Annotated in this window: 18 protein-coding genes; 13 read left to right on the plus strand and 5 right to left on the minus strand. The window is 64.5% G+C overall.

What is annotated here, in order from left to right; translation table 11 throughout:
* The first annotated feature begins 128 nt into the window (after positions 1–128).
* From ACO055_RS14370 to ACO055_RS14410, 9 genes are all read left to right on the plus strand, one after another.
* Positions 129–1,160, plus strand: coding sequence for a DUF7146 domain-containing protein (locus ACO055_RS14370; protein ID WP_422059554.1), 1,032 nt, complete (start codon positions 129–131; stop codon positions 1,158–1,160).
* Positions 1,161–1,470: 310 nt separating this feature from the next.
* Positions 1,471–2,403 (plus strand): DUF2493 domain-containing protein, encoded by a 933-nt coding sequence (locus tag ACO055_RS14375; RefSeq protein ID WP_422059555.1) that lies wholly within the window; start codon positions 1,471–1,473, stop codon positions 2,401–2,403.
* A 231-nt stretch (positions 2,404–2,634) separates the two neighbouring features.
* Entirely contained in the window at positions 2,635–3,378 is a 744-nt protein-coding gene (locus tag ACO055_RS14380) for a helix-turn-helix transcriptional regulator (RefSeq protein ID WP_422059556.1), read from the plus strand.
* A gap of 84 nt (positions 3,379–3,462) precedes the next feature.
* Complete coding sequence (locus tag ACO055_RS14385) at positions 3,463–4,077, plus strand: acyl-homoserine-lactone synthase (RefSeq protein WP_422059557.1); 615 nt, start codon at positions 3,463–3,465, stop codon at positions 4,075–4,077.
* A 10-nt stretch (positions 4,078–4,087) separates the two neighbouring features.
* A complete protein-coding gene (locus tag ACO055_RS14390) occupies positions 4,088–4,993 on the plus strand; it encodes a phytanoyl-CoA dioxygenase family protein (RefSeq protein WP_422059558.1) in 906 nt (301 codons plus the stop codon).
* Positions 4,990–5,613, plus strand: coding sequence for a GntR family transcriptional regulator (locus ACO055_RS14395; RefSeq protein ID WP_422059559.1), 624 nt, complete (start codon positions 4,990–4,992; stop codon positions 5,611–5,613). Before ACO055_RS14390 ends, ACO055_RS14395 begins: the two co-directional genes overlap by 4 nt.
* Positions 5,614–5,706: 93 nt before the next feature.
* Positions 5,707–5,829 (plus strand): benenodin family lasso peptide, encoded by a 123-nt coding sequence (locus ACO055_RS14400; RefSeq protein WP_422059560.1) that lies wholly within the window; start codon positions 5,707–5,709, stop codon positions 5,827–5,829.
* Between the two features lie 55 nt (positions 5,830–5,884).
* The gene (locus ACO055_RS14405) at positions 5,885–6,535 is read left to right on the plus strand and encodes a lasso peptide biosynthesis B2 protein (protein ID WP_422059561.1); all 651 of its coding nucleotides are present in this window, start codon (positions 5,885–5,887) and stop codon (positions 6,533–6,535) included.
* Positions 6,535–8,223 carry an asparagine synthase-related protein gene (locus ACO055_RS14410; protein WP_422059562.1) on the plus strand — a complete coding sequence of 563 codons (1,689 nt, stop codon included), beginning with the start codon at positions 6,535–6,537 and terminating at the stop codon, positions 8,221–8,223. The genes ACO055_RS14405 and ACO055_RS14410 overlap by 1 nt, the downstream gene beginning before the upstream one ends.
* Here ACO055_RS14410 and ACO055_RS14415 read toward each other — a convergent pair.
* From ACO055_RS14415 to ACO055_RS14435, 5 genes are all read right to left on the minus strand, one after another.
* Positions 8,124–10,094 carry an Atxe2 family lasso peptide isopeptidase gene (locus tag ACO055_RS14415; protein WP_422059563.1) on the minus strand — a complete coding sequence of 657 codons (1,971 nt, stop codon included), beginning with the start codon at positions 10,092–10,094 and terminating at the stop codon, positions 8,124–8,126. The genes ACO055_RS14410 and ACO055_RS14415 overlap by 100 nt on opposite strands.
* Positions 10,088–13,024: a TonB-dependent receptor domain-containing protein gene (locus tag ACO055_RS14420; RefSeq protein WP_422059564.1), complete on the minus strand. Its 2,937-nt coding sequence runs from the start codon at positions 13,022–13,024 to the stop codon at positions 10,088–10,090. The genes ACO055_RS14415 and ACO055_RS14420 overlap by 7 nt, the downstream gene beginning before the upstream one ends.
* Before the next feature lie 63 nt (positions 13,025–13,087).
* Positions 13,088–14,047 (minus strand): FecR family protein, encoded by a 960-nt coding sequence (locus ACO055_RS14425; RefSeq protein WP_422059565.1) that lies wholly within the window; start codon positions 14,045–14,047, stop codon positions 13,088–13,090.
* Positions 14,044–14,625: an RNA polymerase sigma factor gene (locus ACO055_RS14430; RefSeq protein ID WP_422059566.1), complete on the minus strand. Its 582-nt coding sequence runs from the start codon at positions 14,623–14,625 to the stop codon at positions 14,044–14,046. Before ACO055_RS14430 ends, ACO055_RS14425 begins: the two co-directional genes overlap by 4 nt.
* Positions 14,626–15,092: 467 nt before the next feature.
* Positions 15,093–15,806, minus strand: a complete 714-nt coding sequence (locus ACO055_RS14435; protein WP_422059567.1) for a thermonuclease family protein — start codon at positions 15,804–15,806, stop codon at positions 15,093–15,095.
* 254 nt (positions 15,807–16,060) lie between these two features.
* On the opposite strand from ACO055_RS14435, the gene ACO055_RS14440 reads away from it, so the two are divergent.
* From ACO055_RS14440 to ACO055_RS14455, 4 genes are all read left to right on the plus strand, one after another.
* Complete coding sequence (locus tag ACO055_RS14440; protein WP_422059568.1) at positions 16,061–16,384, plus strand: DUF736 domain-containing protein; 324 nt, start codon at positions 16,061–16,063, stop codon at positions 16,382–16,384.
* A 76-nt stretch (positions 16,385–16,460) separates the two neighbouring features.
* Positions 16,461–17,390 (plus strand): HEPN domain-containing protein, encoded by a 930-nt coding sequence (locus ACO055_RS14445; RefSeq protein ID WP_422059569.1) that lies wholly within the window; start codon positions 16,461–16,463, stop codon positions 17,388–17,390.
* 358 nt (positions 17,391–17,748) lie between these two features.
* Positions 17,749–20,568, plus strand: a complete 2,820-nt coding sequence (locus ACO055_RS14450; RefSeq protein ID WP_422059570.1) for a dsDNA nuclease domain-containing protein — start codon at positions 17,749–17,751, stop codon at positions 20,566–20,568.
* Positions 20,569–20,674: 106 nt separating this feature from the next.
* Positions 20,675–21,958: a YiiX/YebB-like N1pC/P60 family cysteine hydrolase gene (locus ACO055_RS14455; protein WP_422059571.1), complete on the plus strand. Its 1,284-nt coding sequence runs from the start codon at positions 20,675–20,677 to the stop codon at positions 21,956–21,958.
* Positions 21,959–21,963 lie beyond the last annotated feature (5 nt).

Here is a 21,963-nt window from a genome sequence, read left to right on the forward strand (position 1 = left end):
CCGGCCTTGAATCTTCAGGTCTCGCGACGAACATTTGATGCTCGTCACGGCAGGGGCTGCTGGGACGGCCCGCTATACGTCGCTCCAAGGAGAGCCGGCGCGCGGGCCGCGATGAAAAGGAGCCCCGCATGTCCAGTTCGACTGTCGATATCGTTCGCCGTCTCGGCGAAAATGCCGAAGCCGTCTGTCGTCGCTACCTCGGCAACGGCCGGCGCGAAGGCCATTATTGGATGGTCGGCAATATCCATAATGAGCGCGGCCGCAGCCTCTATGTGCGGCTTCCCTCCCATCACGACGGAGCGCTATCGGCCGGCAAATGGACCGATGCCGAAAGCGGAGACCATGGCGACCTCCTCGACATCATCGCTGCGAGCTGCGGACACGCCAGCTTTCGCGACACGCTCGAAGAGGCGCGGCGCTTCCTGAGCTTGCCCATGGAACCGCCTCCCGCGAGAAACCCCGCGCCGCGCAAGCATCCGGCGGGAACGCCCCAAGCCGCGCGGCGCCTCTGGGCCGGCTCGAAACCTGTCGCTGGCAGTCTCGGTCAAGCCTACTTCCTCGGTCGACGCATCCTGAACGCTGCCAGCGCCGACGCGCTTCGGTCTCACCCGAACTGCTATTACCGCGCCTCCGAGGACGATGCCGTGGATTGTCGGCCTGCCTGGCCGGCGATTATCGCAGCCGTCACCGATGACGCCGGCGCAATCACCGGCGTCCATCGTACTTGGCTCAATCCCGCAGGCGGAAAGGCCCCCGTCGCCTTTCCGCGCCGCGCCATGGGGAATCTGCTTGGTCATGGCGTCCGATTCGGACGGGCCGGTCCGGTGATGGTCTTTGGCGAGGGGCTGGAAACATTGCTCTCTGTTCGCGAGGTCCTGCCGACAATGCCGATGATCGCGGGCCTGTCGGGAGCGCATCTCGCAGCGATCTCATTTCCGGATGGACTGAGGCGCCTCTACGTTGCGCGTGATAATGATGACGCTGGCCGGCTTGCCTTCGAGACGATCGCAGATCGCTCGAGCGGCGCAGATATCGAACTGCTTCCCCTTGATTCCGAGCTTGGCGACTTCAATGCCGATCTGACCACATTTGGTCACGACCGGGTCAGGAACGCTATCAAAGCGCAGCTGTGTCGAACCGACCGCCTCGAGCAACTCTGACGACATTCGTGCGGCCGGAACAGGCAGGCATTGGCTGCGCCGCACCGACACTACATCCGCTCAGCGGCCGCGTCCCGGCCTTCGAGAGGGCGACTGCGGCAGGCGCCTCGGGCGCCGCAATGGCAACCACGCGGCTATTTTCCGCCGGGACCCTTGGTCCCTTTGCATCGCGAAACAAAATAGCCTTCGGCCGCCATCCTCCGCTGCCGCTCCGGCCTCGGCGCTCGCGCGCCGTGGTGCGGGCCCGGTCCGCCTGCCGCTCTTGCCGCCGTGAAGGCCGCGAGAGCGCGGCGCAACGCGGAGACTTCAGATGACCGATGCGAACGACAGCTTTGATGAATACCCCGTCGAGACGGGGCCGACCCATCTGCTTCTTCAGGAGGTGCAGCTCTTTGGATATCGTCCTTTCGACGACGAGCCCGATCCTCGCCCATTGCCACATGCGCGACTTACCGCCGGTGCGATCGCTGACATGTTCGATGCGCTTGCCGGATGCCTGCAAGATACTCGCATCGAGCCCGATCTCGACGACCTGCTCTGGAATCTCGTCAATATTTTCCATCGCGCTGGCAGCCATGCCGACCGGAAGCTCGATGACAATGAGCAGCTGCAACGCCGCTTGCAGCGCGAACAGGATGGCAGCGAAATCCGCTCGGTCGAGCTGGAAAGGGCTATCCGAGAAGGCATCTCCCTGATCGAGCGGCGCGACGCGATGGAATTTTTCCGCGAGGCGGCTTCCGACCAATATCGCGCCTTACTGCGCAAAGCCTGGATGCCCCGCACCGGCTCGCGGGCCAATCAAAAGGCGCTGACGGCCACTTTGATCGATAGCCGCGACTTTCTCGACGCCCGCCTTCGGCAGAAAGCGGCGTCACTCATACCCGAGGGCACGCGCATCGCCTTCACTGGCGGTACAGATGCGGATCACCGCGCGGTCTGGGATAGTCTCGACCGGGCGCGAAATCGCCATCCCGACATGATCCTGCTGCATGGCGCGACGCCGACGGGCGCCGAGCGTGCAGCGGCATGCTGGGCCGAAAGCCGGGGCGTGGTTCAGGTCGCCTTTCGGCCCGACTGGAATCGCCACGGAAAGGCGGCGCCGTTCAAGCGGAACGACCGGATGCTCGACGCGCTGCCGGTGGGGGTCATCATCTTTCCTGGAACCGGCATTCAGGACAATTTCGCCGACAAGGCGCGCAAGGTGGGAATTCCGATATGGGATTTTCGGACCAAGGCAGACTGAAGCGGCCTATTGGGCCGATCAGGGAATTAGCCTCAATCTGGTTCTATCTCTCGAATATAGTAGGAATATATGCGCTTAGCCGCCATTTTCACATTCTCCCACGATCGCCTGGACCAGCGGCGGTCACGCCGTCGGCGGCCAGCCTTGTAAGAGGGCGGGGCTTGCCGGCCCTTACGAGGGGCACGCGGATCGGCTGGTTCGGAAACGGCGGTCGGCGCGCCATGGTTCGTAATGCCGACGATCGACGCCGCCCACGCCTTCGAGCTTGAATTCGCGCGTGCAAAGACCCGAGCCGAGCTTGCCGATCTGCTTCGTGAGGCCTGCGCCTTCATGGGCTGCGCCTGGTTCGCACTCAGTCATCATCTGGATTTTCTCGCCGCGCCCGACAAGGGCGTGCGTGTTCACAATTATCCGGAGGAATGGGCCTATTGGTTCGATCAGAACCGACTGGGGCCATCGGATCCGGTACACCGGGCGAGCCAGCGCAGCAGGGCCGGCTTTCTCTGGCACGATATGCGTCGCTACGACGCGCCGCGCCCGGGCGACGAGACCATCCTCGCTGAGGCCGAGCGCCATGGTATTGGCGACGGGCTGACGGTGCCCGCGCATATTCCGGGTGACGCCCATGGCTCGGTGTCCTTTGCATGGCGGCCGGGGTGTGCTGCCGAACCGGATGCGCTGCAATTTGCCCGCATGATCGGCGGCGCCGCCTTCGAAGCGGCGGACAGCATGGCCAATCCCGACCGCGTGAATATTGGTCCGCGCCTGACCAACCGGCAGCGGCAATGTCTCATCCGGGCCGCCCAAGGCAATCCGATCTGGCGGATCGGACGCCATCTCGAACTCTCGCCTGACACCGTGCGCGAGCATTTGCGCAACGCCCGGCAGCGCTATGGCGCCAATGGTGGTACCATGCTTGCGGTGCGGGCGCTTTACGATGGCGACATCAGTTTCGTCGATATCGCACAGCGCTAAAAAAACGCCGACACCCCCCGATCATGCTATGGTGCGGCCGGAAAAAGCGGTTCAATTGGATCGCCTCTTTGAAAGGAGGCATCCATGTTGCGTATCATCGATCACCAGAACCGCGCGAGCGAACATCGAGCCCTTCGCTCGATGTTCGAGGCGCGAAAGCGCGTCTTCATCGATCTTCTCAAATGGGATATTCCGGCGCTCGCGGGCCGGTTCGAGCTCGATCATTTCGACGATGTCGATGCCACCTATCTCATCGTGACCGATGCCGATGGCGAACATCTTGCCTCGGCGCGGCTGCTTCTCACCACGCGGCCAGCGCTTCTCGACAGCCTGTTCCCCGAGCTGGTCGACGGACCGCCGCCGCAGGGACCGGACGTTCTGGAAATCACTCGCTTCTGTCTTTCGCCGGAGATTGGCGCGCGGCAGCGGAGGGGCGCGCGCGATTCACTTCTGGTGGGTCTCGCTGAATTCGCGCTCGCCAATGGAATCCGGATTTATACCGGCGTCGCCGAACTTGCCTGGTTTCGGCAGGTCGAGCGCTTCGGTTGGGACTGTCAGCCGCTCGGACCGCCGTGGCTGCACGGTGGCGAGGCGCTGGTGGCGCTTCGCATCGACATCGACGGTTCGACCATCTCGCGGCTCGCGGCGGCGGGCATCATCAGCAAGGCGGTCGCGGTTTCCGCGGCGCGCGCAGCGTGAGGAGGCCGGGATGTTGGTTCATCCGGACTTGGCGGGACGGCCCGCCCACCATTCAACCGCGGGACGTGAACTGCTCCAGCAGGGCTATACCATCCTGCGCGGCGCGGCACCCGCTTCGCTGATCTGCGGTGTAGCGCACGACCTCGAACCGCGGTTCGCCGCGACGCCCTTTTGCGAGGGCGGATTTTACGGCGAGCGCACAAAGCGCTTCGGCCGCTTGCTCATCCGCTCGCCGCTCATGGGAGAGCTCGTGATGCACAGGGAGATCCTCGATCTCGCCGAACTCGCGCTCGGCAATTGGTGCGAGCGGATTCAGCTCAACCTCGCCCAGGCAATCGAGCTCCATCCGGGCGCGCTGGCGCAGTTTCCGCACCGCGATCAGGATATGTGGCAGGGTGCGCTCGGCGACGTCGAATATCTCATGAATGTGATGTGGCCGCTCACGCCATTCACCGAGGATAATGGTGGGACAATCATATGGCCTCGGAGCCATGGCGTCGAGGCGCTGGTCGAAAAGCCGGTAGAAGCTCCAGTCGTTGCGGAAGCCGAACCCGGCGATGCGATCATATTTTTGGGATCAACCTTGCATGGCGCGGGCGGCAATCGCACTATGGATGTTAGGCGCGGGATCATCGTCAGCTATTGTCTTGGCTGGCTCAAGCCATATGAAAATCAATGGCTCGCCTATCCTCCCGCCTTAGCGAAGGATTTCCCGGCCGATCTCGCGGCGCTGGCGGGATATGCCCAGCACCGACCCAATCTCGGGAATTTCGAGGGGCAATGCCCCTCTGTCCTGCTCGGCGGATATCCGGCCGAACCTCTGGCCGCGATCGACGCTCTTCGTCCCGATCAGGACGCGTTGCTTGCAGACTATGTTGCGGCTCAACGAGAGGGTGGCGAGGATCTTGCGGCATGAACGCGGGATCGACCATGGAGCGGGTCTATCTCGACCTGAAGGCTAGGATTGTCGGCGGCGCCTATCCGCCCGGCACGCGCCTAGACCCGTTCCATCTTGCGAAGCGGCTGGCAGCGAGCCCGACGCCCGTGCGCGAAGCGCTCCACCGCCTGTCCGGTGAGCGCATTGTCGATAGCTGGCACCAGGAGGGCTTTCGCCAGCCGATCTTCGCCGAGTCCGATCTTTGCGATCTTTATCTTTGGTCCGGCGCACTTCTCGGGCTCGCACTTCGCGATCCGGCACTGCAACAGTCGGAGACCGCACCATTGCTTCCGGCGATGGAAGTCGAGGACTATCCGGCGCGAGTCGCGCGGCTGTACCGTGCCGTCGCTCTCCTCAACGGCAATCGCGAGATTCGCTTCGCAATCGCCAACATGATCGACCGAAGCGAGTTCTTCCGCGCAACCGAGGCGCGCACCGACCCCGTTGCCAGCGAGGAACTCGCCTCGATGGAGACCGCCTTTCTGCGGGAACGCTGGGCCGATCTTCGCAGGAAAAGCGCGGCTTTTCACCGCCGACGCGTAGCTCGAGCCGGACGGGTCGCCGCCGAGCTCCGGCCCCGGTCGCAAATAATCGAATGATATTCTTCGGATCGGAAAAGCACATAAATTCTATTTTTTACAAAGGCGTAAGATCGTGCCGCCGCAATCCCGCGGCATTTTGGAGGTAGCGACATGAAACGCGAAACCAATGACATCGTCGAACTGGGCTCGGTGAGCACCGAAACCGCCGGCGACCTCGGCCCGCCCGTCGAAATCGGCGGCAAGGACCGGCAGAACGGCATCAGCCTCGACTGAACGTTCGTTCGGGTGTCGGCGCTTGCGCCGGCACCCGGATCGAGGAGGGATATCTATGGGATGGAAATTGGCACCAGGCGTTGGCTTCTGTCTCGCCGGTGACGACCTCATCTTTCTCGACGTTCGGCGCGACCGCTATCTTCAGCTTAGCGGCGAACGGCGCGCGGCGTTCGAGCGGCTCTGCGCCCGCGAGCCAAATGACAGCGACGCGATGGAAGGCCTGATCGACACCGGGCTTGTTTCGCGCAGCGAAGTTGCCACCGCGATCGCCCCGCTCGAGATCGACGTGCCGGACGCGGATCTCGCCGCGGCCGCCATCCCGCGAGCGGGCCTCACTTTTATCGCGGCGGCGGCGCGTTCGCTCTATTGGGCGCGCAAAGGACTTCTTCCCGGACGTCTCGCTGCGACCCTCGACGGATTTGCCGCGGCGAAGCGGGCATGGGCAGGGGAACCCGACGACATCGGGCTTGCCGCGCTGGCATCGGTCTATGGCGAAGCGCGCCGGTGGGTTCCAGTCCCGCCACGCTGTCTGGTCGATGCGCTCGCGCTCTATCGGCTATCGCTTCGGAACGGCTATGCGCCAACCCTGATCTTCGGTGTGCGCACCAATCCCTTTGCCGCCCATTGCTGGCTCCAGTCGCATTCGGCCGTTCTGACGGGAACCGCCGAGGAGGCGCATAATTATCGTCCGGTGCTCGCCATATGATGGACCGCGGTCTCCTCGGGATAGCGGGCGCGCCGGGGCTCGAATCGGCGGTGGCACAGGCCGCGGCCGATCATGGTCTTGACCGCATCGACAAACTTGACGGTCTCACCCTTTATGCCGGCGCTGGGCTGAAGCGCTCGTGCTCGCCGGCGTCGAACGTCATTCTCGGCGATCATTTCTCGAGCGAGTCCTTCAGCGTTGAATGGGGCAGTTTCCTTACATTCTCTTCGGGACCCGGAAAGCCGACCGAGATCGCTCGCGCCCCGCTGACCGGCCTGCCTCTCTATTGGTGCCGCACGGGTGGCGGATTGCTGCTCTTCTCGCATCTCGAACTGCTGAGGGGGCTCGATATCGAAACTGGCGTCGACGTCGATTTCCTCCGCCACCTTCTCGCCTACAGCAACCATCGAACCGCGCGGACGGGCCTCGCGGGCGTAGAGGAATTGCTCCCGGGAACGCGGCTCGCCTTCGATGGCCATGTCACGCAGGTCAAGTCGATCTGGTCGCCATGGCCGCATGCCGGCAGGCAGATTTATGACCGTGACGCGGTTCCGCTTCTCGATATTACCATCCGGAAATGTGTCTCGGCCTGGGCGAACGAGCGCCAGCAGATCATGCTCGAGCTCTCGGGCGGCCTCGACAGTTCGATCGTCGCCGCGGCGCTTGCTGCCGGGGACCATGGTTTCGCCGCCGCTACGATTGCCACTGCCAGCCCGGACGGTGACGAACGACGCTATGCTCGCGCGGTGGCCGAGCGCTGCGGCGCCGCGCTTGCCGAATATATTCACGACGACAGCGAGCTCGATCTCGCCGCGGGCCCGCGGTTCTTATCGCCACGCCCTTCGACTTACGGCGTGCTCGCCGGGATCGATGCGGCGCTCGGCACCGCGACGGCGCAACTGCCCGGCGCCAGCATCTTCACGGGGATCGGCGGCGACAATGTCTTCGCCATCACCCACTCGATTCTTCCGGTGATCGATGCGCTCAGGATTCACGAGCCAATCAGGCGGCCCGCTGCCGCGCTGCGCGATTGCGCTCGCCTGTGCGATGTCACTATCTGGCACGCGGCGCGCGCAGTGTATCGCCATTGGCGCCGGCCACCGGCCACCGGCTGGCCGCGCGAGGATGAATATTGCGCTCGCTCGGCGCTGCCCGACGCGCCTTTGCCGCACGCCTGGGACCATGGAGGCGAACGCATCCCCCCGGGCAAGATACGGCACGTCCAGTCGATCCAGCGCATCCTTGATTTTCTCGACCGGCCGGGGCGCTGGTATGGCCGCGATGTCGTCGCGCCGCTGCTGTCGCAACCTGTCGTCGAACTTTGCCTCTCGATCCCGGGCTGGCAGTGGGTGGTCGGCGGTCGCGACCGCGCCGCCGCGCGCGCGGCCTTCGCGCCTCGCCTCCCCGAATTCGTCGTCTGGCGCCGCAACAAGGGACGGCTCGAGACACTTTGCGCCAAGGCCTTCATCGAGCAGCGCGCCAGGCTGCGCCCCATCCTGCTCGAAGGTCGCCTCGCCCGCGAGGGGCTGCTCGATCGCGAGCGGATCGAAGCCTATCTCGCGCGCGAGCGCCTCGCGGGCGATTATGACTATTTCCGGTTGCTCGAACTCGCCGATGTCGAACTCTGGATCGCGTCGATCGAAGGCTTCGGGCGCGTGCCGGCGAGTCTCGCCCAGCGGGCATATTGATCGGCCTTGCTCGGATCGGGGTCGATATGGCCCTGCAGCCAGTAGCGAAACCAGTCGAGGTTGCGCTGATAGACCGCCCGCTTCTGTCGCGGCTCCACCTTGATGTGTGGTGCGAAGGGGAAAACATGCAGTTCGCCCTTGCCCGCCGCGGTCAGCCTTGCCTGCAGTTCGGGCGATTGCCGCGCCTCTTGCTCGGGGAGCTGCATCAGCACCGGAGCGTGGATGCGGTCGACCTGAAGCGATGGCGAGCGGCGGCGCCAATCCGGAAGATCGGTGTCTGGCGGACCGAGGCCCCAAACCTTCTCTAGATTCTGGCGGAAGAAATCGCGGCCGATCCCCGCGTTGAACCAGTAATAGGCCGGTTCGGCCTGGACCGAGGCGATCGACACCGCTTTCAGCAGCTGGCTATGCGTCGCGATCCACATCGCGACTTCGCTCCCGAAACTGAGGCCGCCCATTCCCACCCGCTGCGGGTCGGCAAGTCCGCGGCGATCGAGCTCGGCAATCGCGGCGCGCACCGCGGCGAGCCCAAGGTCATAACGCGCCTCGCCGGTCGCATTGGATGTCGGCAGCTGGTTGATGCACAGCGCCGCGATGCCGCTTCGGGCGAGCGCGCGCAGCGGCCACTCATTGCCGAGCCCGCCACGCAAATAGCCCGCGCAGCGATAGTAGGTGATGAAGAGCGGCAGCCGTCCGGGGACCTTCGGGCGGACGAGCCAGCCCGACGCACGGCTGCCGCCCACCCGCCACTCGACCGCCTCGGTGAGAAGATCGTCGTGGTCGGGAACATCGTTCGGCTTGTCGAGGATTTGTGTTGCGCCGTCGACCAGCGCGATGCGCAGGAGATGCGGCGGCGTCGCCGCGCTTTCCGCCACACAGAAAAGCGCCGCGCGCGTTCCGGCGCAGGGCGCGTTCTCGCCGCCGCCGCCGAGCAGGCCCTCGGTCGTCAGTAAGGGACGGAGTCCCGTGGCCGGATCCCAGAGCAGCGCATTCTGGCGGATGCGCCGGTCGCGCGTCATCAGGCCGAAGCGTCCGTCGCCGAGTTCGACATGTGTCCATGATCGGATGCCGCTGTCGCTGTCGCAGCGCTCGGCCTTGGCACAGATGCCATGCGCCAGGGCCGCGCGCTCCGCGGCGTCGGGCAACGCCGCCTGCACGGGCGCCAGCAGCTTATCTTCGTCGGCGGTGGCGGGGCGATCCTCGCCAGTTGCGAGGGGACGCGCCCGGACGCGGCGCGGCTCCTTCGCGAGCAGCGCTTCGCGGTCGAACCAGTCGCCGTTGAGGCGCTGGCTCGCCGGGCGGCCTGCAATCATCGCGCCGCGAAACAGCGTCTGGGCGAGGTCAACGCGGCCATCGACGAGAATGCCATCGTCGCGTTCGGCCTCCTCCGCCCGTTCGATCGTGGCCCGCGACGGACCGGACTCATAGATGAGGGCGCCTGCGGCGCTGACCGCGAAGCGCTCGATATCCGCGTCGCCGACCAGATAGGGTGCGAACGTCCCATCCGGCCGGCCCTCCCACAATCCCGCCGCACCGCCGATCGTCGCCCGGACATAGAAGCGCTCGTTATCGGGTGCCCATCGCGCGGCGCCCGGTTCGACGAGGCCGGTGCCATTCCAGCTCGCGGGTCCACCCTCGCCAAGATAGCGCGGCGGCGATGTGCCGTCGCCCGCGACGATATACCAGCCGGTCTCGATGCGCCCGCTCACGGTCGACGGGCGCTCGCGGCGGTAAAGCAGCCAGCGCCCGTCGGGAGAGGCCGCGAGCCCCGAGAAATCGGTCATCTCGACCAGCTCGCGGGGACTGGTCTGAGCAAGCGCCGGCGACGCGGCCGCAAGGAGCGACGCTGCCCAGACAAGCTTCTTCACCATCGGATCGTTGCCTGCACCGCGACCGAGCGCCCGATCGGGCTCGCCTTTTCGGGATCATAAGCGAGCGCCGATATGTTGGTGCGGCTCTCCACATAGGGCGGGTCGCGGTCGAAGATGTTGAGCGCACTGATCGCAAGCTGAAGTCCGCGCTCATTCTCGTCCTTGCCGAAGCGCTGCGACAGGCTGAGGTCGACCGTGGTCCAAGAGGGAATACGTTCGGCGACGGCCGGAATCTGGTTGAGATAGCCGCCGATATAATTGACGAAGGCGGTCGCTGCGAAGCCATTGTTCGCCCAGCCGGCGCGGCCGCGAAGGCGCCATTTGGAGGGGTTCGCAAAGGTCCCCACGACATCGATGGCAGGCGTTCCCGGTGTGAGCTTCCGGTCGATCCGGAAGATATGACTTCCCGCCAGCCCGAGATCGATCGTTCCGCCAGCTAACTGAGGTGCATAGCCGATATCAAAGTCGATCCCGCTCTGCCGCACCGACGACAGGTTCCGCACCTGTCCGTCGACAATCGCATCGACGGCGGCGGGTGCCAGCCCAAGCGGGTTAGTGAAGGTTGGGAAGGCGAAATAATAGGCGACGAGCTCGGGCGAAGGATTGTCGTTCACAATTCCGCCGAAGAGATCGCGCCGCGTCAGGAAGCGCAGATAATCCTCGGTCACCGAGCCAATGCGATCGCGATAATCGACATCATAATAGGTGATAGCGGCCTTGAACCCAGGCAGCGCGACCGGTGCGATATCGACACCGGCGGTCCATGTCGTCGCGCGCTCGGGCTTGATGCCGGGACCATAGCCGAACAGACCGATGACATTGGCGGTCCCGGTCGGCGACGAGGGATCGGGGAGCTGGAACGTCGTATAGTTCGAGACCGTCGGGCCGATCAGCTCGTCGAAAGCCGGGGCGCGGAACGAGGTGCCATAGCTACCGCGCAGCGCAAGTCCGCCCAGCGGCTCCCAGCGAATTCCAATCTTCGGATTGGTGGTGCGACCGACATCGCTATAGTCTTCCACCCGCCCGGCAATCGAAAGATCGAGCCGATGCAATCCGGGGACTGCATTGTCTTCTCCGAATAGCGGCACGAACAATTCCGCATAGGCCGAGCGGACATGGCGAGGCCCCGGCAAGCCAGTCAGCGGGGTTGTGCTCGGCGTCGCACGGCTCAGATCGTTGATCGTGAGATTGAAATAGCGCTCGCGGCGATACTCGGCGCCGAGCGCGAGCCTGATATCGCCCCCCGGCAACCGCAGCAGCGGCCCGTCGGCGCGCAATGCCGCCGACCAGCTTTCGAAATCGTCGCGCGAGCCGATGCTGCCGCGGATCGCCGCGATCGTGGCGGGATTGTTCGCGTTGCCATTGCCGAAGATGTTGAACGCGGTCGCCGGGTTGGTGTCGGCCAGCGCGGCGGTCAAGCGCGCGCGGTTCGGAATGTTGATGCTGTCGGACCGGCTTTTCTGCCGGCCATAGGCCCCGCCGAGTTGCACCCGCCAGCGCCCGAACGCTTGCTCAAGACCGGCCGCTGCGCTGATACCCCGCACGCGCCCGGTGTCGATCGGCGCTCCGAGATCATTGGCAAAATTATAATTGACCGTGACCGGCTGGTTGGTTCCGATCGGGTCGATGTAAAAGGGGTTGGTGACGGGGACCCGCGCGGCACTAAGATATTGGTTGAGCGCGACCTTGCGATAGCTGCGCTGCGCCGCAAGCACGCTGGTGCGGAGCGTCAGGCTGCTTGTCAGATCGAGTTCGCCCGCGAGATAGAGGCTGTGAACGCGCTGGCGCGGAAGCAGATCGCTCGCTGCACGCCGGTCGCCCCGATTGCGCGTGCCTGCCGTCAGGTCTGCCGGTGTCAGCGCGGTGCCGTCCTGCCCTGATGGAATGGCGAACGTCTGGCCATTGGCGGCGGTGATCGTCCCGGGAACCGCGAAGAGCGAGCGATAGTCGGGCCCGCCGAACGGCCGAAGATCTTCGGTCGCGAAGCGCCGGTCCGCCGCGGCAAGCGCATCGCGCTCGCTGAACTGATAGGCCATGGTCACATGACCGCCGTTCCAGCGCGTGCCGAATATCTGCCCGAACTGCCTTTCGCCCATGTCTCCGTCGGCGGTGCCGATCCGGACGCTTGTCTCAGCCCCTTCGAAGCTGTTGCGAAGTCGGATGTTCACGACACCCGCGACGGCATCCGCCCCGTAGATGGCGGAGGCACCGTCGGTAAGGACTTCGATCCGTTCGATCGCACTCAAGGGGATCAGCGATAAATCGGCGAACACGCCGCCGAGACCGCCGAGTGCCGGGCGGGCGCCGTCGATCAAGACCAGCGTTGACGATGGTCCGAGGCCACGAAGGTTGATGCTCGACGCAAAAGTGCCGTCGGTTCCCGAGCCGTTGCGTGTCGTGGCGCCGAGCGTGGTTTCATTCGGACCGCCGCCGAACGATTGCGGCAGCGCCTGCAGCAACTGCTGGACCGATCCCGTCCCGCTCTTCTCGATCTCGCTGCGGTCGAGCGTGAGGACCGGCGAGCCCGTCGGGCCGGCTCCCCGGATTCGTGTGCCAGTGACGATGATGGCGTTATCTTCGGATGCCTCAGTCGAGCCGTCGTTCCCCGGCACAGCTCCGTTTCCCACCCGAAGCACGAGCGCGCCATCGACGAGTTCCGGCTGAAGACCCGATCCTGTCAGTAGTCGCGATAAGGCACGATCCGACGACATTCGTCCGCGCACCGATGTCGAACGCCGGCCCTTGACCAGGTCGGTCGCGAAAATGATCTGTCGCCCCGACACGTCCGAATATTCTCGCAGCGCGTCGCCGAGCGGCTGCGCCGCAATGTCATAGTCGCGCTGCTCGGTCTGCGCATGCGCGGCGACCGGACAAAGCGCACCGACCGCGCATCCCGTGGCCAGAAAAGCGGCCAGCAAATTCTTGTTCATCCCATCCTCCCAGCAGCCTGCATGGCCGTCTGAGGGGGCAAGACGGATCGGGTCGGAAAACTCCTAGTGGGCTATTTTCGGCATCAGGACATAGCCTCCCGCCTGCTCTTTCACATCGAGGTCGAGCGCGGCCGCGAGCTGGCGCGCGAGCGATCGCGCCTCCGAAACATCGAAGCGCCCGCTGACCAGGCGCCCGCCGATTGCCTTGTCGGCGAGTTCGATCCTGGCGCTGCTGACGCGGTTGGCGCGGTCGATAACCGCACCGAGCGGGAGCCCCTCGGCAAGGAGGAGGTTCGGCCCTTCTGCTTCGCCGACGGGAATGGTCATGGTGACGGTCTCGCCGGCCGGGTTGGTCTCGATGAGCATGGGCGCGTCCTTCTCGACTGCTGCGCGCTGGCCGGGACGAAGGCGGAGCGGGGCTTGGGGGTTGGCGGTGGCGCGCACCTCGACGGAGCCCTCGACAAGATGGACGACCGGCCGCCGCCCCGTCAGGTCGATCTCGAAGATTGTCCCGAGGGCGGTGGTTTCGCTTCCCGCGGCCTCGACACGGAACGGTCGCGCGCTGTCATGGGCGACGGTGAACCGGGCACGGCCGCCGACAAGATGAACGCGCCGTTCGCCCGACGTCAACTCCGCCTCGACGCGGGCGCCGTCCGTCAGCGCGACGCGGGTGCCGTCCTCGAGCACGAGCTCGCCGGTCGCATTGTCAGCGACGATCGGCTCGGCGCTGCGATTGTCGAGCAGCACCCAGGCAAAAGCGAGTGAGATCGCGAGGACCAGCGCAGCGGCAAGCGCCCAGCGCGCGCGCGACGGGGGTGTCGCCTTTGACGGCACTTGGCGGTGCGCGGCGAGATGTTCTTCCGCCACGCCGCCAGTGATGAGCCAATCCTCTTTGGCGTTCGCATAAGCCTCGGCATTTTCGGGATCGGCATGCCAGGCATCGAACTCTGCCCGGTCCGCCTCGGCGCCGGGCGTGCGCATGCGCGCAAACCAGTGCGCGGCCTCCGTGTCGCGGTCGCTCACTTAGTGTCGGCCCGCGCCTTGCGGATTGCGATCATCGCCTGTGCGATATGCCATTCGACGCCCTTCACGCTGATTCCTTTCGCTGTCGCGATTTCCTCATAGCTCAGGCCATCGAACCGATGCATCACGAATATAGAACCAGTTTGGGGCTTTAATTTCTCGATCGCCTCGCCGACGCGCCGCATCGTGTCTCGCGCCTCGAGCGCTGCATGGGGGTCGGGGCCGGCGATATCTTCATCCTCGAAGCTATGGTGCTGCGATGTCAGGCGCGCAGTATCGGCGCGCGCGCGATCGGTGAGCAGGTTGCGTGCGGTGCTGACGAGATAGGCTCCGGGCTTTTCGATCAGGGCCAGCTTTCCGCCCTTCGCCATGGCAAGGCGGCGGAAGCATTCCTGGACGAGATCGCCGAGATCCTGCTTTGGCGCGCGGCGGCGCAGAAAGCGCGCCAGCGCAGGCTGATGCGCAGTATAGATCGCTTCCATGCTCGCCGTTGAACCAAAGCCTGTCCAGTCGGACGGCGGCACGGGGTCGCCGCTGCTCAGGGCCGGTGCGCGCTTCTGTTCGTCTTCGAAATCCATGTCCATCGCCTCCGGTCGGACCGGAAGGCAGGATGCCGGGAGGTAAGAACATACTCGGAAAAATATGCGCCGCCGCCTTTAGCCCGAAGGCCTGGACATACGCGTCGGCCACCCGGCAACGGATGGGAATATCATAAAGGCCCGAGCAGAATTCTTACGTTCCGGCACCGCGCGCCTTCTGGCCCGGTGCATGGTAAGCATAGCCGGACGTAACGTCAGGGCAAGCCCGCGCCACGCAATTGGGTCCAGATTGAGTCTTTTTGGCTGGGGACCTCGATTTGTCGCGTGAAGCTATGATTCGCCTTTGCCCGACTGGCCCTATTCCCTGTTGCGCTGCAACGCGGTCATGGATTTGATCGTATCATTACCCTATGTGGGCATCATCGCACCCGCCCGGCCTCTGTTCGTAAGGACATGCACACTGGGCGGGTCTTTTTTTGGCATAGCGGACGCATGCGAATGACGCGCTAACGTCCGCGATAGGGCTCGCAAGCGATCCCGTCGCCGTCGCCGTCCATTTCCGGCCGGTAACCGGGATGACCTCGGCGGAGCGGAGCCGCACCCGCCGCCCAGGCTTCCTTGCAATTGCGGAAATAGGCTCCGGTCGGCCTCGGCCCTGGCACACGGACTGGCGCCGCGTCTCGCGAAAGGCCCGGCGTTCGGCGCCCCGGCCTCGGATGCGCTGCGCGATAGTCCGCCGGAATCTGGAATGTGCCGGCCCACACGCCGAGACCGGCGGCGCGGGCGCGAGCCTCGGCAGCGACATAGCGGTCGCTAAAATGCGGCAGGGCGACCGCAAGGCCCGCATCGACCATCGTACCGCCGAGATCGACCGAACTCGCGCGGCATGTGGCGACGATCCGGTCATAATCGTCGATATCCTTCTGCTCGCATACGACCGATGTTCCAGCGACGAGCGTCGCGAGCTTCGACGCGGCTTGTTTTCCGCAAGGCCAGGACGCGCCGCCACGTTCGCAATTCTGCGCCAGCTCGGGCGCATCGACCCCGAAGAGCCGCACCGAGATTCCGCTGAGGTCGAGCGAATCGCCGTCGGCCGCGCGGGCCGGGCCGCTGACCTGCTGCGCCGAGGCAGGAAGGGCGAAAAGAAGGAAGGCGGCGGTGATCGTCAGTCTCATGCGCTGCCCATAGCGTGATCCGGTGAGCAAATCCTTGCCGTCCATCTCCATTCCGGCACGCACGGAGCCAGCCGGTGCAAATCCGGCGAGATGAATGGCGCGCCCGTGCGCGCAACGGCGCCGCACCACCTTTTTCCCCGGCCGCAGGCGGCCTCCTCGCGGGCGCTTCGCGCGCAAAAAGCCGGTGCGGCGCCGTCCTTCGCTGGTGCTCCGGCCCTTCGGGTGCGCGAGCTGGCCTGACGCCATTCCCTGGCCGCCGGTGCCCCGGGGATGGCCCCGGGCTTCGCAGGAGCAATATCATGGCCGCAATCGGTCTTGTCAGCGGAACCAACGAAAAGGGCTTTGTGGGCCAGCTCGCGACGATCTCGATCCGCGTCCCCATCGAAATCCGCCCCAACCCGAGCAAGAACGGCGAGGTGCAGCCCGATTATCGCGTCTGGTCGGGCGGCGTCGAATGCGGCGCGGGGTGGCTCCGTCGCAGCGAGGCGTCGGGCAAACTCTATGTCTCGTTGACCCTCGAAGCCCCCGAGTTCGGGCCGCGGCGCATCTATGCCAATCTCGGCCGGGCGGCCGGGCAGGACAATCCCGAAATCTATGCCCTGCTGTGGAATCCGGCAGATTGACCGCAATCGGCGGCATCCTCGCGGCTGGTTCAATCTCGGCGTGCAAGGGTGTCGCCACCTTGTTAGGGTGACCACAATGCGCAGCAGCCTCGATCATCTACCCCCGCACAAACAGCGCGAACTCGAACGGATCGTCCAGATCGTCTTCGAAGAATTCGAGGATGCGCTCGCGCTCGCAACGCAGGACTGGAAGCGCAAGGGACGGATTTCGAAGATCATTCTCTACGGCAGCTATGCACGCGGCGGCTGGGTCGACGAGCCGCATACCGCCAAAGGCTATCAGTCGGATTTTGACCTGCTGATCATCGTAAACGACGATCGGCTCACCGATCGTGTCGAATATTGGTCGAAACTCGACGACCGGTTGATCCGTGAGCTTTCGGTGACGAAGACGCTGCGCACGCCGGTGAACTTCATTGTGCACAGCACCGGCGAGGTGAATGCCGGGCTGTCGCAGGGACGCTATTTCTTCATGGACGTCGCGCGCGATGGGATCGCGATTTATCAGGCCGTGGATGATGAATTGCCCGAACCGCAGCCGAAGACGCCGCATGCCGCGCTGGAAATGGCGCGGGAATACTTTGACGAATGGTATCCGAGCGGTGGCGAGTTTTTTGACAATTTCCGCTTCAATTTGGAGAAGGATCGGCGCAACAACGCAGCGTTTCAACTGCACCAAGCAACGGAGCGTTTTTACAATTGCGCCTTATTGGTATGCTCATTCTACTCGCCACACGTCCATAATCTCGCGTTCCTGAGGACGCAGGCTGAGCGTTTAGATCTTCGCTTGGCCGATGCTTGGCCGCGGGAGACCAAGGCCGATCGCTCGCGCTTCGAGAAGCTCAAGGAGGCCTATATTAAGGCTCGCTACTCGAAACATTATCGTATCTCCGAGGACGAACTGATTTGGCTCGGAGCTCGTGTCGAAGATCTTGCCACTATCGTGGAGACTATCTGCTTCGAGCGCATCGCCCAGCTCGAGGAAACGGCGCGGGCTGCCGGTTAATCGAGTACGACGGCTTTGCGCCCCATCTAAGTCGTAGCCGGCAGCCAAGTGCCCGCCTGAAACCGGCCGTTCGCCCAACAAGCACAGCGTTTCGGTAACGCGCCGGATGTATAAATATTGTTCGCGCCAGACCGGTTCTCACAATTGGCAGCGTGCGGTTCAGCTCGACGTACCCGAGTGCATAGCCAGCACAGGGACGCGGCAAAAATCAACCGCCGGATGATGAGGAGATAGCCCCTATCTGGATGTAGATTTTCGAGAATAGCGCTCGACAGCAAGTCCCTGCGTCCCCATCTCGCGCCGCGAGACGGGCAGAATGCCAAGGCAACCAAAGCAAAGCAATCCAGGGGACAGGGCGATGGCTGAAAGGGAAGGCGAAGGCGGAGCGGAACTTCCGCCGATCCTGGACGCGCGCCAGCTCGTGCGTATCGAGGCGGTCCACCGTGGCTTCTTCTACCAGCATCTCTACGCGGTATCGCTGCTGCTGCAGATGCAGGGCGATGCCCATGGATCGGTCGCGGTCGAGCGCGACGAAGATGTCGAGCTGCGGCGCGATGGCGAGACTCTCTATGTGCAGGTCAAGACGCGCGCTGCGACCTTGCAGCCCTATGACATTACGGGTGCGCTCGAGCGCTTTGCGGAGCTGCGCAAGGCGCATGCGGATGGCGAGCGCGCCGGGGCGGCCAAATTTGCGATTGTCACCAATGTCGAGCCGTCCCCGGGGCTCACCAAGCAGCTTGGCGATGCGGCGTGGCCTGACGATGTCGAACTCGTATCTCCGGCGCGCCCATCCGCGAGCGGTCTGCCCGCGCCGGGCGCCGACGTGCCGCGCCAGCTCGCGGCAACCGAAGCCGCGGCCGCCGCAGTGCCGTTCGGGGGACTTTCCCCGGCGACGCTTGTCATGAAACTCGCATCGATCGTCCAGCTGCGCGCGGCCGGAGCCGGGGGCCACATCATCTTGTCGGACGAGCTCGTGCCGATGCTCGAGCAGATCGTCGCTCAGCTTCAAGACTTTCCCGAACCGCCGCGGCCCTATTATCCGCAGCGCGACGAGCCCCCGATCCTGTCGGACGCGCGGTTCCGGCTAATCGTCGGGTTCTCGGGCGCCGGCAAGACTGCCTGGGCTTCCGAGGCCGCGCGGCACCGCGGCGAGCCGATCGCCTATTTCGATGCCGGAGGATTGCCGAGCGCGTCGATCGCAAGCAACCTCGCGCGCGAACTCGTCGCGCGCTTCGCCGGTGCGCCCGGCGAGGCGGCGCGCCTGCCGCCCGGCATCGGCCTCGATCTGCTGCGTGCCGCCGACGCCCTTCTGCTGCAGCAGGGCGTCCGTCCGCTCGTGGTCATCGACAATGCCCATGAACTGAGCGCAGCGGACCTTCGCCGAGTGGTCGATGCCGCGCCGAACACGGCCTTTCTCGCTCTCGCGCGGCCATGGCCCGACCGCGCGCTGATCGATGCCGAGCTCGGCATCGTGGCCGAGCAGCTCGAAGGCTATGATGTCGATACGGTGGCCGCCATATTCAGCGCCGAAGGCGCTGCGATCGATGTGGAGGAAGGCCTCGGCATCCTCGCGCTGACCGGCGGGCTTCCGCTCTACGTCGCCAATGCCGCGCGTCTCGCCTCATCGCATCATGGCGGGGATGCGTCGGCGCTTGTCGCCGCGATCCGCGAGCAGACGCTCGCGGTCGATACCGCGCAGGCGCTGATCCTTGAGCGCAGTTTCGCGGCGCTCAGCGATCGCGCCCGCGATGCCGCGGGCTGGCTTGGCATGTGCGACGTCCCGATCAGCGACGAGGAAGCGATGGCCTTCCTCGGCGATCTCGGCGAGCCTGGCCAGCGCGCTGCAGCGCTGCGCGAACTGCGCCGCGCGTCGATGATCGTCGCGACCCCCGGCGGCCTGAGCCTACACGACGCACTGCGGCCGCTGGCCGCCGCCCATGCGGCGGGCTTCGCAGCCGATCGAGTGACCGGCGCGCTCATCATTTTGCATCTGATGCTGATGCAGTCGCTTTCGCGCGCCTCGAACATACCGCGGTTGACCTTCATGGTTCGCCTGCTTCCGCGCGTTGGGCAGACCGATGCGCTAGTCGACCTTGCGACCTCGGAGATGTTCTACGAGCAAGGCAATCACGCAATCCTCTTCGATACGCTCACGGCGGCAGCCGAGGACGAGACCGCGAGCCCGCGTGACCGTTTCTGGGCGATGGATGCTGTCGCCTATTGGCAGAGCCGCGATGGCGGTGATCCCGATCGCGATATCGTGGCCCGCATGGTCGCTCTGGTCGATGCGCACCCCGAGTTCGAGGATCGCGAACGGCTCAATCTCATCTTCAAGCAGCTCGTCCTCGCGGGGAGCGATGGGGACCGCAAGGCGATAGACCGCCTGTCCGAGGCAGCGCGGCGCCTCGTCAAAGGCAAGGACGAGGAATCGCGCCTGTTCCGCTACAACCGGGCCGTCGCACTTTACCGGGCGGGCGCGCTGGACGCGGTACGTACTACGCTCGAGCCCCTGATCGATGATTTGTTCAAGCTGCTCGGTTTTCCTGAGCACAGGCTCGTGGGCGCAAACGGCCCCGGCCTCCTCGCCTTGCTCGAGGGTGTCGAGGATGTCGACGATATCAAGCGGACGGCGGATGCCCTGTCGCTATGGTGCGCGGTTGTAACCAGGTCGGGACATGCCCCCGGTCTCCGGCGGATCCAGGCGGCAAAGCTCTTTTACTCGACGCGTGCAGCACGATCGGCGGTTACCACCGCGATGGAAGCGGCCGATGATTTTCTGACCTTTATGGGCGACGCAATGGTTGCCCGGCAAACGATCGAGCAGCATGTACTGCCCGTCGTGCACGAGTTTGGGCTCACCGACATGACGCTGAGCGCACGCGGCCAATATGCGGTCGTACTGGCGTGGCGCGGAGACTTTGAAGCGGCAGACCGGGAGGTCGCATTGCTGCGCAACTTTGGCGGGGAGCCCGAACGGAGGGCGGAGTTTGCAAGACAGGCCGAGTTGATCGAAGACATTCGGAGCGGCCGTGAAATTTTGACGCCATTGCCGAACCAGCAACTTGGGCTTCACCTTGTTCGCCAGCCTAACCTGATCGGGCGCGGCACTCGCGATGATGCTCCTTGTCCGTGCGGATCGGGCCGGAAGTACAAGCGTTGCCATGGCCAGCGCCGGTAGGGAAGGACGGTTGCTGGGGTGACCTTCTCCGAACCGCTGTAAACAGAACGCGGAAGGTGGCATGCTCGTCGCCTTCGATGTCATCTAGTGGATCTCCCGTTCGATTATGGATGCAGCCAAGCCCTTGCGGCGCGTTAAAGTTGAGGCACTTCAGCCGGGCGACATTGTCTTGACGGCGACCAGCGGCAAAATCAGCCGGCTGGTCCGCCGGGCAAGCAAGGGCATGGTGTCGCACGCCATGATCTGCGTCCAGCATGGTTCAACGATCGATTCGACCGATGACGGTGTCCAAGCCAGCAATATCCAGCGCGAGCTCTATGATGCGGACGATTATGTCGCCGTGCTGCGCCTGCGCGATCCGCTGTCGGATATTGGGCTTCACAGGCTGATCGATTTTGCCCGTTCCGAGGTCGGCACGAGCTACTCGAAGGTCGAGGCCGCCCGGACCGTTATGGGCGGCCCGAAGCCCCGCACCCGAAAGATGTTCTGCTCGCGCCTCGTCGCCCGTGCCTATGCGGCCGCAGGCATTCCGTTGGTGATGGATCCCGATTACTGCACGCCGGAGGAATTGCGGACCAGTTCGCTCCTCTGCGAAGTTGCCGACATTCTTCAGGATGTGTCGGAGGCCGAGCTTGCGGCCTGGGACGCCCGGCCCAATCCTGTGGCCGAGATGCAGCGGTTGCACAACGAAATACTGGACTTCGCTCGGTCCATCGATCCGTCGATCGAGAATTTCAACGACCTCGATACCTTCGTTCAGCAGCACCCGGAGCATGACGAAAAGATCGCACGCGTTTACCGGGAGTCGGGCTACCTCGCTTTGTGGAAAGCGGATTTTGCGATCAATCCATGGCACTATGACATCGTCGAGATGGACGCGATCACGAATGATCGCACCGTCGCGGGCCTGCGCGAATATGCGATAGGTACGATCAGCGAGTTCCACACCGGCGGCCTGCGCTTTGCAGTCAATCTTGCACACTACGAGCATTCTCAGCTTGCTGGCGGTCGGCAGACGAGGTTCCAGCTCGTGCAGCTCTACCGGCGGCTCGTCCATAATGACCGCACCCGCCGAGATACGGCGCTCACCTGGCTGCGCCGCCGCTTCCCGGATGACGCGAAGCGATACCTTGAACGCATCGTCCCGCATTCGGAGCTTTGGTTCTCGATCGTCGATAGAGTCGAGCCCCGGCTCGGCATGATCGCACGCATGAATATCGAGGCGAAGGGAGACGCCTCGGGATGCTCGGCGTGCGGCGACCCCGCCAACGACTATCTGTTGGTCAACAGCGCCGATGCCATGCCGGGCGTTCCGTCACTCCGCCTCTGCTCCGATTGCGTCGTCATCCGCCGTTCGGGCGGCGAGATCCTGACGCCGATCGACGATTAGGCTGC

The sequence above is a fragment of the Sphingopyxis sp. genome, assembly GCF_965227415.1.
Lineage (GTDB): Bacteria > Pseudomonadota > Alphaproteobacteria > Sphingomonadales > Sphingomonadaceae > Sphingopyxis.

Excerpts from the sequence above, each read along its gene's own strand:
- ACO055_RS14375 (WP_422059555.1), top strand. The coding sequence starts at position 1,471 with ATGACCGATGCGAACGACAGCTTTGATGAATACCCCGTCGAGACGGGG.
- ACO055_RS14440 (WP_422059568.1), top strand. The coding sequence starts at position 16,061 with ATGGCCGCAATCGGTCTTGTCAGCGGAACCAACGAAAAGGGCTTTGTG.
- ACO055_RS14400 (WP_422059560.1), top strand. The coding sequence starts at position 5,707 with ATGAAACGCGAAACCAATGACATCGTCGAACTGGGCTCGGTGAGCACC.
- ACO055_RS14380 (WP_422059556.1), top strand. The coding sequence starts at position 2,635 with ATGCCGACGATCGACGCCGCCCACGCCTTCGAGCTTGAATTCGCGCGT.
- ACO055_RS14405 (WP_422059561.1), top strand. The coding sequence starts at position 5,885 with ATGGGATGGAAATTGGCACCAGGCGTTGGCTTCTGTCTCGCCGGTGAC.
- ACO055_RS14455 (WP_422059571.1), top strand. The coding sequence starts at position 20,675 with ATGGATGCAGCCAAGCCCTTGCGGCGCGTTAAAGTTGAGGCACTTCAG.
- ACO055_RS14450 (WP_422059570.1), top strand. The coding sequence starts at position 17,749 with ATGGCTGAAAGGGAAGGCGAAGGCGGAGCGGAACTTCCGCCGATCCTG.
- ACO055_RS14435 (WP_422059567.1), bottom strand. The coding sequence starts at position 15,806 with ATGGACGGCAAGGATTTGCTCACCGGATCACGCTATGGGCAGCGCATG.
- ACO055_RS14410 (WP_422059562.1), top strand. The coding sequence starts at position 6,535 with ATGGACCGCGGTCTCCTCGGGATAGCGGGCGCGCCGGGGCTCGAATCG.
- ACO055_RS14370 (WP_422059554.1), top strand. The coding sequence starts at position 129 with ATGTCCAGTTCGACTGTCGATATCGTTCGCCGTCTCGGCGAAAATGCC.
- ACO055_RS14385 (WP_422059557.1), top strand. The coding sequence starts at position 3,463 with ATGTTGCGTATCATCGATCACCAGAACCGCGCGAGCGAACATCGAGCC.
- ACO055_RS14420 (WP_422059564.1), bottom strand. The coding sequence starts at position 13,024 with ATGAACAAGAATTTGCTGGCCGCTTTTCTGGCCACGGGATGCGCGGTC.
- ACO055_RS14445 (WP_422059569.1), top strand. The coding sequence starts at position 16,461 with ATGCGCAGCAGCCTCGATCATCTACCCCCGCACAAACAGCGCGAACTC.
- ACO055_RS14390 (WP_422059558.1), top strand. The coding sequence starts at position 4,088 with ATGTTGGTTCATCCGGACTTGGCGGGACGGCCCGCCCACCATTCAACC.
- ACO055_RS14415 (WP_422059563.1), bottom strand. The coding sequence starts at position 10,094 with ATGGTGAAGAAGCTTGTCTGGGCAGCGTCGCTCCTTGCGGCCGCGTCG.
- ACO055_RS14395 (WP_422059559.1), top strand. The coding sequence starts at position 4,990 with ATGAACGCGGGATCGACCATGGAGCGGGTCTATCTCGACCTGAAGGCT.
- ACO055_RS14430 (WP_422059566.1), bottom strand. The coding sequence starts at position 14,625 with ATGGATTTCGAAGACGAACAGAAGCGCGCACCGGCCCTGAGCAGCGGC.